Below are 13312 nucleotides of genomic sequence, written 5' to 3' on the forward strand. Positions count from 1 at the left end.
CTCCTTTATGGCAGCCCCGCAGCCGCAGAGGGCGGGGGCACGGTATGCTTACGCCTTTTATTATAAGCGCCGCAGCGCCTTTTGGCAAGGGCGCAAAAAGCCGCACCAAAACGAGAGCTTGGTGCGGCCGGTTTTTGGTCTATAGCGTTTGCGATTTACTGGGTCGAATCCCCAAAGGCGATCTGGAAGGCCTCGGGCAGACGGCGGGCCATTTCGTCCATGGCCAGGCAGATGCCGGCAAACAGGGCGTTTGCCCGGCTCTCGACGGATTCGGAATTGACGAGGGCGATATTCAGCTTGTGGTAGAGCTGTTTCTGGTCGCCGTAGAGGCCGTAAGCGCCGGCGGCGGAATGGAGGTTCCACTCGGCGAGATAGCCGTTCAGATCGTCGGAGTGAGGCCCGGGTTTGGGGATCATGGTAGAATACACCTGTGCAACGCTCAGCTCATCGCTGTAGTCGATGATGCAAATCTCCATGTAGACATGTCCGTTCCCGTTGGCGAGCAGCGCCGGGAACAGCCGCAGGAACAAAACGTTTTCCTCTTCGGTAAGCTCGGTCGCGCCCTCCCCCAAAGTGACCTCCAGGAGGTTCTGTACGGTGGCGAGAATATCATGCTTTTGGTTAGGCATACGATCATCTCCTTGTTTTTAGTGCGGCCCGCGGGCGGGGCCGTGTTGGATGTGCTGCAAAGCGTCAGCCCTGGCCCATCTTCTGGATGAGCAGCTGACGGACTCTTTCGGCTTCTTCTGCATCACCTGTGAGTTTATCTGCGCTCGTTTCAATACCCATGGCGCTCAGGAAAGAGGCTGCTTTGCTGCTCTTGTTCTGTCTATCCTCATCGGTATCGGTGGAGTCTGGAGCGCTCTGACCCTTTGCCATTTCGATAATGCGGCTGGCGCGCTGGTTGATCTGGTCGGCCACCAGTTCTTTAAACTTGCCGCTCTGGTAACCCATAGCTTTCAGCAGAGTATGCTTGGCCTCTTTGCGGTCGGTGATGCCGGTCTGCTGCATATAATCGTCCAGGGTTTCGTTCATACCGGTCTGTTCAAGGACTTTATTCTTGACCCGTCTCTTCTGGACCTGGTTGGCAATGGCAAAGCCGCCTTTCGCTACAAGGCTGCCGGCTTTGAGGCCAACGCCGGCGGCGGCGCCGGCGCCCGAAAGCTCGGCGATGCCGGCGGCTGCGTCCACCGCGCCGGTGACGATCTTGCCCGATCCCTTGATCTTGCCGCGGGTGCCCTCCATTTTGCCGATGACGGCGCTGTCCCACAGGATGCGGTCATCGGAATCCTCTATCATATTCCGTGCCTCTTTTCTGACTCGCTTGGCATCTTTGGAGCTGCTGAGGCTCACTCCATAGTTGTTCTCCATGAAATCATTCAGGCCGTTGACTTGTTTGCGGGCCTCGTGCACCTGCCTTGCACCCTGGGCCACGGAAAGAGCGCCGGTAGCGATATCAAATCCGGGCGCAACACTGGAGGCTATACTGCTTCCTGCTGCCTTGGCGATCGTGGCAGCGCCGCCGCCAATGGAAGACAAATTGCCTGCCAGACCAATGCCGTGTTTCGCTTTTTCTTGCTTGTCTTTCGCGTTTTTAAGGCCTTTCACATCCTGATATGCACCGTAGAGACCCGTCGCAATATTCACGCCGCCCACAACGCCGGTCGATTCGTTCATGCCCGTCTGGGGGATGAACTTTGCCTCCTGCAAGGAGGTGGCAAAGTCGAGTGCGCTAGAACCGTAATCGCCAACGACGGAAGCAACATCAGCGGCCGATTCAACCTTTTCGCCTAGGCTCTCTTCATTGATAGAGGGATCCGGAGCAGAGTTTGCAGGGCGCTTCAAGATAAGGCTGCTCCCCGGACGGCTTTGCTGCCCGTTTCGCATGTTGTTCACGAAAGCAGTTGCCTGTGCCGCCCGCTGTCTGGCGGCGGCTTCCTGCCGTTGCTGCTCTATGAGCGCTTGGCGCTCCTTTTCTGCTTTCTCCGCCGCCTTCTGGTTGGCATGCTCCTCTCTGGCTTTTTTGCTGAAAATATTATAGATCCTCTGCACCCCTCCCACAGGCGTGGCAACGGTGGGGGTGCTGGCGGCCACGACGCCCTGCTGGGCGGTGTGTACCAGCTCGTGGGCGGCCACGGAGGGATCAAAGCCGCCCTCGCCAAAGTAGATGTCCGCGCCCGAGGTATAGGCCCGGGCGTTCATGGCCTCCGCCTTGGCCTCGGCCTGGTCCCCCATGTGGAACCGTATGCCCGAGAAATCCGCCCCCAGCCGCCGGCCCATGGCGGCCTTGACCGCCTCGGGCCCGCCGCTGGTCACAGAGGCGGACAGCCGGTCGGCCTCGGCCTCGGCTGCGGGGATCTGGGCCTGCGGGCGCTCCTGCACATGGTCCAGCATATCGAGCGCCGCGCTGTTGGGCACAGCCTGGGCCAGGTTGGGCCGGGCAGCCTGACGTGGTGCGGCATCGGGCTGCCCGGGCCGCTTCTGGTATGTATATCGACCCATAAGGAACCTCCTTTTCAGTTGGAAAAATTCGGACAATGAAACCCAAGATAATCATAACAGCCCGGCCGCCCCCGGGTCAATGGGATTGGCACGAAAGACGGCCAACTGTTATAAAATGCAAACAGCCCCGCAGCCGGCAAGGCCGCGGGGCCGCGTTCAGTCGGGCTGGTCCTTATGAGGGAAGGGCAGCAGCAAAAAGACGTCCAGGGTGAACAGCCCGTTTTCGTGCTCGACGTTCATGGAACCGTCGTATTTTTTGGCGACGCGGCGCATCAGCTCCATGCCGCAGCCGTGCCACTTGCCCCGCTTGGAGGCGGGCAGGCCGTCTTTGCGCAGGGTCAGCTCGCCGGTGTAACTGTTGCGGCAGAACAGCCGCAGCCGGTTGCCCCGCAGGTTCATCCGCAAAGTCAGCTGACGTTCGGCCGGGTCGGGCACCGCCGAGGCGGCGACCACCGCGTTGTCCAGCATATTGACCAGCAGAGTGGACAGGTCGATGTCCGAAACCGGCAGGGACTCGGGCACCTGGATCAGGGCGTCCACATGGATGCCCGCGTCCTGGGCCGTCTGCAGCCGGGGCGCCACCAGCGCGTTGACCAGCTGATTGGCGCTGTACAGGCTGGGGGTGATCTGGGAGCTGGCGTAGAACTGCTCGACATAGGCCTTGATCCGCGCAAGATCCCCCTCCTCGCACAGAATGCGCAGGGTCTCGGTGCGGCTCCGGATCTCATGGCGGACCGAACGGGTCTCCAGCAGAGTGCGGTAGAGGGCGTCGGCGTGCTCGGTGGCAAAGCGGTTTTGCAGGGTGATGGCCTGGCGCTCCTGCTCCTGGGAGAGGAACATCTGGATGAAATCGTACGTCGCCAGCACAAAGCTGCTGATGGCCGTCAGGTAGCTCAGCCGGAGGGCGGGCCGGAAAAGGGTAAAGCCCTCGACGGCAAGGGGGGTATAGGTCCATGCCGGCTTGCTGGGCCCGTACAGGACGACGCTCAGCACCGAAAGGCAGATCATGGCCGCCATGCTGCACCCGGCGGTGATGAAGAACCGGCAGAACCAGCTGCCGTGGTGGGCCTTGCCGCGCCATGCACGGACGGCCTGCCATGCGCCGGCCAGCAGCAGGGCAAACAGCACCAGCGGCAGCAGCCACCAGCGCATGAAATAGACCGCGCCGGTCACCCGCCCCGGCGCCGCCAGGTTGTAGCCCAGCAGGCCGGCCATGCAGCCCACGCCGCCCAGAGCCGGCACCGCAAGGATCTTTTTGGCCCGGCCTTCCAGGTGCTGCCACAGCAAAAGCAGGACGGCCAGCAGCGGCACGTGCCGGACGATCAGGTAAAGGCCCGGGTCTTTCAGGGTGTTGCGCATGATGTCGGCGTAGAGGATGGTGCGGTTGAGGCAGATGGCCAGGGCGGTGACGGCCAGCAGCAGCGAGCCCCACTCGGGTGCGCCCCGCCACAACTGCATCAGGAAGATGGCCAGCATCAAAAAGGCGATGGTCAAAAACAGCCCGATGAGCAGGGAGGAAAAGGCGCCCAGATGGACGTTCTGGCTGTCGTAGTCGGCGACGCCGTCGTACAGGGTGACAGAGGGCAGGTTTTCCACGCTGGGGGGAACGGTCAAAAACTGTACCGCGATGGTCAGCCGGGAGCCCGCGCCGCAGCGAAAGGTATAGATCCCGCCCGGCAGGGCCTGGGAGCCGCCGCTCCCGCCCAAAAGCCCGAAGGGGTCGGCGGCTGGCTGGCCGTCCACCAGGAAGGCGTACAGCACCCCGGTCGAGCGGACCGACGCCACCGCCTGCCCGGAAGCGAAGGCCGGCGCATCGGCGGTGAGATAGAGGATAGCCCCCTCGGGGAGATCCAGTCCGCCCGCCGGATCGGGGGCGATGGGGGAACCGTCGGCAAGGGTCATCTCCCAGCCCGACAGGTCGGGCTGGACGCTTTCTGCGGCCTGGGAGCTGGACACGACGTAGTGGATGACGGCCACCAGCAAAAAGGCGCACAGCGCCACGGCGGGGATAAACACGAATAAGCGGGGCCGCTTGTACAGCTCCGCCTGAGAAGGACTCATGATAGGCAGTCTCCTTTTTTGAGAGGGAGGAAAGCTCCGCTCACTCCTCGATGGTCAGGATGTCCGAGAACCCGGTCATGTCGAAGACCTCCATCACCGGCTCGCAGACATGGCACACCACCATGCGGCCCTTTTTGCGGTTCATCTGCTTCTGGGCCGACAGCAGCACGCGCAGCCCGGCGCTGGAGAGGTAGTCCAGTTCTGCCAGGTCCATCACCAGCTTGGTCACATTGTCCAGACTGGCGCGCACCTCCTGCTCCAGCTGGGGGGCGGTGGTGGTGTCCAGCCGGCCTTTCAGCGCGAGGGTAAGGGTCTGACCGTCAACGTGTTTTTGGATGTTCATGATCGTAAACTCCTTTGCTTGATCCATAGGGTGAAAAGAAAACGGGGTAAAGGCCTGTGGGGCCATCGGGGTATTTTAAGGCTGCAGCTGGCTGCAATAGCGAAGGTAGTCCTTTTTGACCGGGACATAGTTTTTCTTGCTGACCGGGATCTGCTGGCCGTTGCGCAGCATCAGGACGTAGCGGCGGATGCCCTCCACGTATTCCAGGTTGACAAGATAGCTCTTATGGCACCGCAGGAACTGGCCGGGGGGCAGGCGCTGCTGCATCTGGCTCAGATGGCCGCTGGTCTGGTACACCTCGCCGGAGCAGGTGTGCAGCTTGAGGAGGGTATCCAGGACCTCTATGTAGAGGATCTCGCTGACCGGGACGGCCTTCTCGGCCTTTTTGCAGCGGATGACCACCGAGGGCGCCTCCTGAGGCGGAGGCAGACAGAAATCCAGCGCTTCGGCCAGGGCCTGGTCCGAGATGGGTTTGAGCAGGTAGTGGGCGGGGTGGACCGTGTAGCCCGGCAGGGCGTACTCGGCGCTGGAACTGATCAGCACCACCGGCAGCTCCGGCTGCAGCTGGCGCAGCCGGGCGGCCAGGTCGATGCCGTTGTCCCGGCCCAGCACCACGTCCAGGAACAGCAGGTCGGGCTGGGCGTTCAAAACAGACAGCGCTTTCAGCAGAGCGGCGCCGCTGTTGTAGGTGTCGATCCGGAAAGTCGTCCCCCTGGCGGACAGCAGCCGGTCCAGCTGCCGCAGGAACTGCTCCTGCCAGAAACGGTCGTCGTCACAGCAGGCAATGTGCAGCATGCCGCCACCTCCTTGATTGGAAGCTGTGTCGTATAAAGTCTAATGGATTTTGCGGCCTATGTCAAACCGCATCCATTCCCACTTGCGGTAAAATCCTCCCACTTGCGGAAAAATCGGACCGGTTGCGTAAATTCTCTTTACCTCGGGGCCCAAAAGCTGTTAAATCTTTCCATAAGAGAGCTTGTGCAAAACGCCGCGATGGGCGGCGGATGGAGAAAGGAGGCGCCGGCCATGCTGCATGGAGAACGCCCGGCCCGGATCGTGCTGTGCACCCAGGATGACGCGCTGGCCCTGCGGCTGACCGCCATGCTGGGCCGGTGGGCGGCCGCCCACTGCGTCGAGACCGCCGTACAGCAAAGCGGCAGCCTGCCCGCCCAGGGTCCCGAGCTGCTGTTCATCGATGCGGACACCATCCCGGGCGGCGGGCCCCGGCGGCCCGACGCTCTGGCCGGGACGGGGCTGGTGGTGGTGTCAAGGCGGTCCCGGCAGGCCATTTCGGCCTACCGGTGGCACGCCGCGGCCTTTCTGGCCCCCGACGCTTCCCGGCAGGAGCTGGGCCGGGCCATGGACCAGTGCTTTTCGGCCTGGCGGTGCGGTCTGCAGTGGCTGGACCTGCCGGCCCGGCGGGAACGGGTGCGCCTGCCGCTGTGCCAGGTGGCCTATGCCGAGGCGGCCGGACGGGAGAGCATCCTGCGCCTGACCAACGGCGGGAGCGTCCAGGTCAGCGTGCCCATCAAAAAGCTGGAGGAGGATTTGCCCGGCCCGCCCTTTTTCCGGTGCCAGAAGGCGTTCATCGTCCATCTGTCGGGGGTGGGCAGCTTTGCGGGCGGGCGTCTGAACATGGCCGTGGACGGACGGAGCATCTCGGTCAGCCGGCAGCAGGCGTCGCTGCTGCGCCAGGCGCTGAAGGAATGGAGAGAGGAGGAGACGCTGTGTACATCTCGGTGATGATCTGCGACGACCTGGAGGAGGAACGGGCCGCCCTGGCCCGGATGGTCCGGCAGTACTGCCAGCGCTGCGCCCTGGAATTGCGGCTGGACGTGGCCTCCAGCGGCGAGGAACTGCTGGACCGGTGGACCTTGGGGCAGTGGGACCTGGTGTTTTTGGATATCTTTATGGAAGGGATGACGGGGGTGGAGACCGCCCGCAGCCTGCGGCAGAGAGGGGAGGAGTGCGCCCTGGTCTTTGCCACCACCAGCCAGGAACACGGGATGGAAGGCTTTGACCTGCAGGTGATGGACTATCTGCTCAAGCCCTTCGACCAGGGCCAGCTGGACCGCACCATGGACTGGTTCGTACAGCAGACCGCCGACCGGCTGCGGCTGCTGCGGGTGGACATGGAAGGGGAGGAGCTGACCATCCGTGTGGGGGACATCGACTATGTGGAGATGTACCGCCATAACGCCGCCATCCATGCCGGGGGCCGGGTGTACGGGCTGCGCCGTACCATGGACGCCCTGGAGGACGAGCTGAAGGACAGCCGGTTTTTCCGCTGCCACCGCAGTTATCTGGTCAACCTGGACCGGGTGCAGGCTTTGCAGCAGCGGGATTTCGTGATGGAAAACGGCCAGCGGGTGCCCATCAGCCTCAAGAGCTTCGGGGAGGCCCGCCGGCGCCTGCAGGAGTGGATGCTGGCCAAAAACTGGGGCCGCTGAGGTCCTCTCAACTTGTGTCGAAAAGCGTGGAAGCGGTGCGGCTTCCGCGCTTTTTGTGCATTTTATGACAGTTGACAGCTGTTCGTGCCAAATCCCTGCGCGGCAGAAAAAAACCTGCTACAATAAAAACGACCCGGGAGGTGCGGGCCATTCCGCCTTTTGCCCGGAGGACAAAACCGCGGTCTTACGCGCGGCTGGACAGCTGGACCGCACAGGCACGCCCCACCTTGAGAAAGGACTCTGGAAGCAGAAAAGGAAAGGACACACCATGCGGCTGGCGATCTGCGGGTGCTCTCCGGGAGAGACCCGATATCTGTGCAAATGCATACAGCAGTATTGTGCCCGGACCGGCTGCAGCGCAGAGATCTTTCCCATCTACGACATGGAGCAATTCTGGCAGGGCTTTGGCCCCGGCCGCTACCACGGGGTGCTGATGGGCCTGGGGGACACCGCCGGATTCCTGGCAGCCCGGCGCATCCGGGAACAGGATGCGGGCTGCCGCTTGGTGGTGATGGACGATACCCCCCGCTACGCCATCCAGTACCTGCGCATCCATGCGGCAGACTTCCTGCTCCGCCCGGCGGCGGAGGACAGCCTCCACCGGTCGTTCCGGCGGCTGATGGGGATGAATTGAGGGGGGATATCGTGCAGACCAAACTCGTCCGCAAAAAGCCTGCCGATCCGGCGCCCCTGACCCAGTTGTCGGTGCGGCGCCAGCTGAACCAGGCGGTGGAGGGGAGCACCTTCCGCTACCGGGACCCTCTGGACCAGGTGACCGAACAGTTCCGCGAGACCTTCGACCAGATCGGCCGCCAGCGGGCCGCCCAGCTGACCGGGGCGGACGAAAAACAGACCCGGCAGGCCGCCGGCCCCGGCGCACAGCCGAAAGAGGCTGGAGGAAGCCGCCCTTTGCAGGCCCACCCGGAGCTGTCCGGCGGAGCGTTCCGGACCTTTTCGGAGCTGGCTTTCCAGCGCGGGAATATGGCGGCCGCCGTACTGCAGGGCACCGGCCGGATGATGCTGGCCACCTGCCTCAAGCGGTCGCTGGGACAGGCGGAACCCCTGCAGCACCGGCAAAACCTCTTTGCGGGAGGCAGCCAGGCCCGGACGGTGCCGGGCAGCGCGCCGGATCAGATGGTGTTCTGGCGCGGCTACACACAAAGCGCCGTGGGCCTGGTGGTGGACGTGCTGACCGACGCCCGCGCGGTGGTGGATTCCATGGCGCAGATGGCCGGAGGGACCGGCGCTCTGGAGGAAAACGAAGGCGCCCAGACCCTGCGCAGGGTCTATCCCTTTTTGGATGACAAGCGGGAACAGGCCCTGCTGGCCCGGTATCGGGCGCAGCTGGCCGAGACCCGGGACCCGCGTGAAAAACCGGTGCTCCAGAACGCCATCGTCCATACCCATGCCCTGATCGAGCGCAAAGCTCAGATGAAAGAAGCGTTTATCAACAAACTGCGCTGGATCTCCGACAAGGCCCAGGAGGCTTTGCAGGAGATGGAGAGCGCGGATACTTTGGACGAGGTGGCCCGGGAGCTGGCGGAGATGCCGCTCCCGCCGCCGCCCGAGCCGCCCGGCAAACCCGGAGGAAAGGGGGACGGCCAAGGTGCAGCAGCAAAGCCGTCGGACCGAGCGGGACAGCAGGCAGGAACAGCAGCAGAGCCGCCAGACCAGGCGGAACAGCCCGAGCAGCAGCCTCCTGCCGGTTGAAGCAGCCCTGCAGGCCCTGCTGGCCGGCGCCGGTCTGGAGCAGATGCCTGCCCGGACGGTGCTGGAGCTTTCGGAGCGGATCGGCAACAGCGCCCTGCTGGCGCTGGTACAGGCCCAAAAGACCGGGCCCCAGCTGGAAAGCGCCCGTCTGCCGCCGCCGGCCCTGACCGAGCCTTTGGCCTGCGTCCCGGACCAGCCCCAACTGCAGGCTGCTCCCGACTGGGGGCAGATGCCGTTTGCAGCGGGCGGGACGCTGGAACTTTGAGAGGAGGAGTCCGGTGGGACCTGAGGAGATCCGGCGGCTGCTGACCGCGCTGCTGGAGAGCAGCGGCGCAGCCTGGGAGCAGGCGGACGGATGGATCTGTTTCCGCCTGTCCAAAGATGGCGCCGTGTGGGATATGGCCTGCCGCTGCCTGACCGGCCGGATGCTGGCTTATGGCCGCCTGCCGCTGCGGGCGGCGGACCGGGACGAAGCCTGCCGCCGGTGCAGCCAGGTCAACGGCCAGGTGATCCGGGGGGCCATGTTCCTCTCGGAGGAGGGCTGGCCGGTGTTCCGCACCGAAGCCGAACTGCCCGACCCTTACGACGGCGCCCGCCTGGTGCGGGAGGCCATCGAATACAACGCGGCCGTCCTGTGCCGCTTCTGGCGCCTGTTTGCGCCGGAACATCCAACCTTGTGAGCCAGAGCATTTGCCCTCTGGGCGGGCGCTCATGGTCCGATAGATCATCCACCCAAACCAAATATCAAGACGAAAGGAGGGGCGCTTCACGACCGGCCCCAGCCAAAACAGTGGCGTGAAGCAACAACATGGCAGAATATTTGTCCCCAGGTGTATATGTAGAGGAGTACGATTCCGGGGCATCCCCCATGCAGGGCGTCAGCACCAGCACGGCAGGCTTTGTGGGCCTGGCCGAGCGCGGCCCTGTGACAGGCCAGCCCCAGCTGGTGACCAGCTTTGCGGACTACAAGCGGATGTACGGCGGCTATCTCAGCGAGGCAGCCTACGGCGGCGCACGGTTCCTTCCGTATGCGGTGGAGCAGTTCTTCCTCAACGGCGGCGCGCGGGCCTACATCATGCGCGCAGCCCCCGCTGACGCCAAGGCCGGTATCGTGCAGGCCGGCGTGCTGACCATCAGCGCAGCCAACCCCGGCGCATGGGCGGAGAATATGCGGGTCACCGTGGCTCCTGCCAGCAAGGCCAAGACCCAGGTCCTGGCCGTGGACGGCGCAGACCTGACCCTGAAGAACGCCGACGGTTTCAATCCCGGCGATGTGGTCGAGCTGTTTGACGGCAAGGAAGCGGTCTACGCCACCGTCAAGAGCGTGCTGGACCGTGTGGTCACCCTGGACGCCCCCTGCACCGCCGATGTGGCGGACAGCCGTGTGGGCACCAGCAAGTACATCCGGACCTGCGAGATCACCATCACCGCCCGCCTGGACGATATGGTGGAGGTCTATGAGAACCTGTCCCTCAAGGCCGGCGCACTGAACTACGCCCCCGTCAAGACCGCCAAGAGCGAGCTGATCCGGGTGGAGGTGGAGCCGAAGGCCGACGCTGAGACGGTGGTGCCCTACGAGCTGTGCGGCGGCACCGGCAGCGAGCTGGTCCTGACCCCTGCCGGCGGCAGCAACGGCACCGTGCTGACCGTGGCAGCCGGCACCTACCTGGGCAAGGACGACGGCCCCGGCAAGCGCACCGGCCTGCAGGCCTTCCTGGAGAACGGCAACGTGTCCATCATGGCCATCCCCGGCGTCACTCTGCCCGAGGTGCAGTCGGCCCTGATCGCGTTCTGTGAGAACAAGAAGAGCTGCTTTGCCATCCTGGATATCCCCATGGAGCTGACCAAGACCAACGACGTGGCCAACTTCCGTGATATGTACGATTCCACTTACGCGGCCATGTATCATCCCTGGCTGCAGATGTACGACGCAGGCTCCAAGCACGCGGCCTACTTCCCGCCCTCCGGCGCCATGGCAGGCATCTACGCCCGCAGCGACAACGAGCGCGGCGTCCACAAGGCGCCCGCCAACGAAGTGGTGCGGGGCTGCACCGGCCTGTCCTGCAGCTACAACACCGGTGAGCAGGATATCCTCAACCCCCTGGGCGTCAACCTGATCCGCGCCTTCCCCGGCCGCGGCATCCGGGTCTGGGGCGCACGTACCATCAGCTCCAACGGGCTGTGGAAGTACGTCAACGTCCGGCGCCTGTTCATCTACGTCGAGGAGTCCATCAAAGCCAACACCAACTGGGTCGTCTTTGAGCCCAACAGCGAGGCACTGTGGAGCCGCGTGACCCGCACCATCGCAAACTTCCTGGCCACCTGCTGGCGTGACGGCGCCCTGGCAGGCTCCAGCCCCGATCAGGCCTTCTTTGTGGAGTGCGGACCCACCACCATGACCCAGGACGACATCGACAACGGCCGCCTGATCTGCCAGATCGGCATCGCACCGGTCAAGCCCGCAGAATTTGTGATCTTCCGCATCACCCAGAAGACTGCCACCGGCGAATGAGCGGCTGTCCTTTACGCCTGACAGTCTGACAGAAAGGATGAAAACATAAATGGCGAACATCAATTATCCCTACAGAGTATTCCGCTACCGGGTGGAGATCGATGGCATCAACCGCGCCAGCTTCTCGGAAGTCTCCGGCATGAGCGCTTCCATCGATGCGGTGGAGTACCGCGAAGGCGACGACCTGCGCAACACCCCACGCAAACTGCCCGGCCTGACCAAGTTTGGCAACATCACCCTGCGCTGGGGCATCTCCGATGACTCCGACTTCCTGGAGTGGCTCAACTCGGTGGCCCCCACCAACAACGCGCCCCCGACCGGCCTGGTGCGCCACGACGTGCTCATCACCCTGATCGACGACTCCGGCGCCGACGGCCCTTCCTGGACCCTGATCAATGCATGGCCCGTGGGCTACACCGTGCCGGACCTGAACGGTATGGGCAGCGAAGTGGCCATCCAGTCCCTGGAACTGTGCCACGAGGGCCTGGAGCACACGCCGGCCGGCGTGGCAGGCGAGCCTTCGCCCATGTGATAGAGGCAGGGCTGGCGGCGGGCTGAATCCTATGTAACTCGAAGTGTTGGCGGCCCTGACCCTCTCTGCGCTGTTGCGCGGCGGTGATCAGGGCCGTCTCCGCCGCAGCCTGTAAGGAGAATGTATGGAAACCGAATTTGAATTTGAACTGCCGCGGGGCTATGTGGACAAAAACGGCGAGGTCCACCGCCGGGGCACCATGCGTCTGGCCACTGCTGCCGATGAGATCCTGCCTTTGCGGGATCCCCGGGTGCAGCAGAACGCGGGCTATCTGACCATCATCCTGCTGTCCCGGGTGATCACCCGGCTGGGTACGCTGTCCAGCATCAACACCAAGGTGATCGAGGGTATGTTCACCATGGACCTGGCTTACCTGCAGGATCTGTACCAGCGGATCAACACGACCGACCTGCCCAGCTACAAGGTCGTTTGCCCCCACTGCAACCAGGAGATCGAGGTGCCGCTGGATTTTTTGTTGAGTTAGGGCTGGTGCTGTACCCCCAGGAACAGCTTTTCCAGGAGATGGCGTTCCTGGCCTATTATCTGCACTGGCCCCGGGCAGAGATCATGAAGCTGCCCCACTGGGAGCGGCGCCGCTGGTGCCGCGAGGTGTCGGAGGTCAACCAGAAGCTCAACGGCCCCGACAAACAGCAGTCCATCCCGCTGCGCTGAGAAAGAGGTGAAGCTGCCATGGGAAACCGAGACGACGAGACCTTTGAACCGCTGCGCTCCTACCGGTTCCTGGTGGAGATCGAAGGGGGCGACAGCCGGGTGACGGCGGCCTTTTCCCAGTTTTCCGGCGTCAACATGACGGTGGAGACCATCCAGGCCCGGGCGGGCCGGGACCCGCGCGGGGTGCAGGGCTATATCCCTGTGCAGACCCGCTACGAACCGGTGACCCTGGCCAAAGGGGTGGTGGGAGACTATGAACTGCTGGACTGGCTGTATGCCGCGGCTGCCGGCAATGACACAGGCCCTACGGGGGGCGAGTCCCTGTACCGCACGGTGCGGGTGCTGGCCCTGAACGAGGACTACAAGGGAGTGATCTGGGAGCTGAAAGACGCTCTGCCCATCGGTTACTCCCTCAGCGAAATGGACGGCCTGCGCAGCGAGATGCTGATCGAAAGCCTGACCCTTGCCATCACAGGGGTGAGAAGGGAACTGTTCTGATGCGCAGCAGAGCAGGCTTGTGCCTGAAGGAG

16 protein-coding genes are annotated in these 13312 nt (G+C 63.7%); 11 read left to right on the forward strand and 5 right to left on the reverse strand.

What is annotated here, in order from left to right:
- Positions 1-155 precede the first annotated feature (155 nt).
- The 5 genes from B5E66_RS08365 to B5E66_RS08385 all read right to left on the reverse strand — a co-directional run bounded on the left by B5E66_RS08365 (position 156) and on the right by B5E66_RS08385 (position 5701).
- Positions 156-629: a hypothetical protein gene (locus B5E66_RS08365; protein ID WP_087231401.1), complete on the reverse strand. Its 474-nt coding sequence runs from the start codon at positions 627-629 to the stop codon at positions 156-158.
- 64 nt (positions 630-693) lie between these two features.
- Positions 694-2394 (reverse strand): eCIS core domain-containing protein, encoded by a 1701-nt coding sequence (locus B5E66_RS08370; RefSeq protein ID WP_158098343.1) that lies wholly within the window; start codon positions 2392-2394, stop codon positions 694-696.
- A 264-nt stretch (positions 2395-2658) separates the two neighbouring features.
- Positions 2659-4563, reverse strand: coding sequence for a sensor histidine kinase (locus B5E66_RS08375; protein ID WP_087231407.1), 1905 nt, complete (start codon positions 4561-4563; stop codon positions 2659-2661).
- 40 nt (positions 4564-4603) lie between these two features.
- Entirely contained in the window at positions 4604-4906 is a 303-nt protein-coding gene (locus B5E66_RS08380; protein WP_087231410.1) for an STAS domain-containing protein, read from the reverse strand.
- Positions 4907-4981: 75 nt separating this feature from the next.
- Positions 4982-5701: a LytR/AlgR family response regulator transcription factor gene (locus B5E66_RS08385; protein ID WP_087231413.1), complete on the reverse strand. Its 720-nt coding sequence runs from the start codon at positions 5699-5701 to the stop codon at positions 4982-4984.
- Between the two features lie 231 nt (positions 5702-5932).
- Between B5E66_RS08385 and B5E66_RS08390 the strand changes: the two genes are divergently transcribed.
- The 11 genes from B5E66_RS08390 to B5E66_RS08440 all read left to right on the forward strand — a co-directional run bounded on the left by B5E66_RS08390 (position 5933) and on the right by B5E66_RS08440 (position 13280).
- Positions 5933-6649: a LytR/AlgR family response regulator transcription factor gene (locus B5E66_RS08390; RefSeq protein WP_143406953.1), complete on the forward strand. Its 717-nt coding sequence runs from the start codon at positions 5933-5935 to the stop codon at positions 6647-6649.
- On the forward strand, positions 6613-7356 hold the full coding sequence (locus B5E66_RS08395) for a LytR/AlgR family response regulator transcription factor (RefSeq protein ID WP_087231419.1): 744 nt from the start codon (positions 6613-6615) through the stop codon (positions 7354-7356). Before B5E66_RS08390 ends, B5E66_RS08395 begins: the two co-directional genes overlap by 37 nt.
- A gap of 268 nt (positions 7357-7624) precedes the next feature.
- Positions 7625-7990 carry a hypothetical protein gene (locus B5E66_RS08400; protein WP_087231422.1) on the forward strand — a complete coding sequence of 122 codons (366 nt, stop codon included), beginning with the start codon at positions 7625-7627 and terminating at the stop codon, positions 7988-7990.
- 11 nt (positions 7991-8001) lie between these two features.
- Positions 8002-9066, forward strand: a complete 1065-nt coding sequence (locus B5E66_RS08405; protein ID WP_087231425.1) for a hypothetical protein — start codon at positions 8002-8004, stop codon at positions 9064-9066.
- The gene (locus B5E66_RS12865; RefSeq protein WP_143406955.1) at positions 8963-9331 is read left to right on the forward strand and encodes a hypothetical protein; all 369 of its coding nucleotides are present in this window, start codon (positions 8963-8965) and stop codon (positions 9329-9331) included. Before B5E66_RS08405 ends, B5E66_RS12865 begins: the two co-directional genes overlap by 104 nt.
- A 13-nt stretch (positions 9332-9344) precedes the next feature.
- Positions 9345-9746, forward strand: coding sequence for a hypothetical protein (locus tag B5E66_RS08415; protein WP_087231431.1), 402 nt, complete (start codon positions 9345-9347; stop codon positions 9744-9746).
- 128 nt (positions 9747-9874) lie between these two features.
- A complete protein-coding gene (locus B5E66_RS08420; protein ID WP_087231434.1) occupies positions 9875-11578 on the forward strand; it encodes a phage tail sheath family protein in 1704 nt (567 codons plus the stop codon).
- Positions 11579-11627: 49 nt separating this feature from the next.
- A complete protein-coding gene (locus B5E66_RS08425; RefSeq protein WP_087231437.1) occupies positions 11628-12110 on the forward strand; it encodes a phage tail protein in 483 nt (160 codons plus the stop codon).
- 124 nt (positions 12111-12234) lie between these two features.
- The gene (locus tag B5E66_RS08430) at positions 12235-12594 is read left to right on the forward strand and encodes a hypothetical protein (protein WP_087231440.1); all 360 of its coding nucleotides are present in this window, start codon (positions 12235-12237) and stop codon (positions 12592-12594) included.
- A gap of 5 nt (positions 12595-12599) precedes the next feature.
- Positions 12600-12782: a DUF6760 family protein gene (locus tag B5E66_RS08435; RefSeq protein WP_204245663.1), complete on the forward strand. Its 183-nt coding sequence runs from the start codon at positions 12600-12602 to the stop codon at positions 12780-12782.
- A gap of 18 nt (positions 12783-12800) precedes the next feature.
- Positions 12801-13280 (forward strand): phage tail protein, encoded by a 480-nt coding sequence (locus B5E66_RS08440; protein WP_087231443.1) that lies wholly within the window; start codon positions 12801-12803, stop codon positions 13278-13280.
- Positions 13281-13312: the final 32 nt, after the last annotated feature.

Source organism: Faecalibacterium sp. An121, assembly GCF_002160915.1.
GTDB classification, from domain to species: domain Bacteria; phylum Bacillota; class Clostridia; order Oscillospirales; family Ruminococcaceae; genus Faecalibacterium; species Faecalibacterium avium.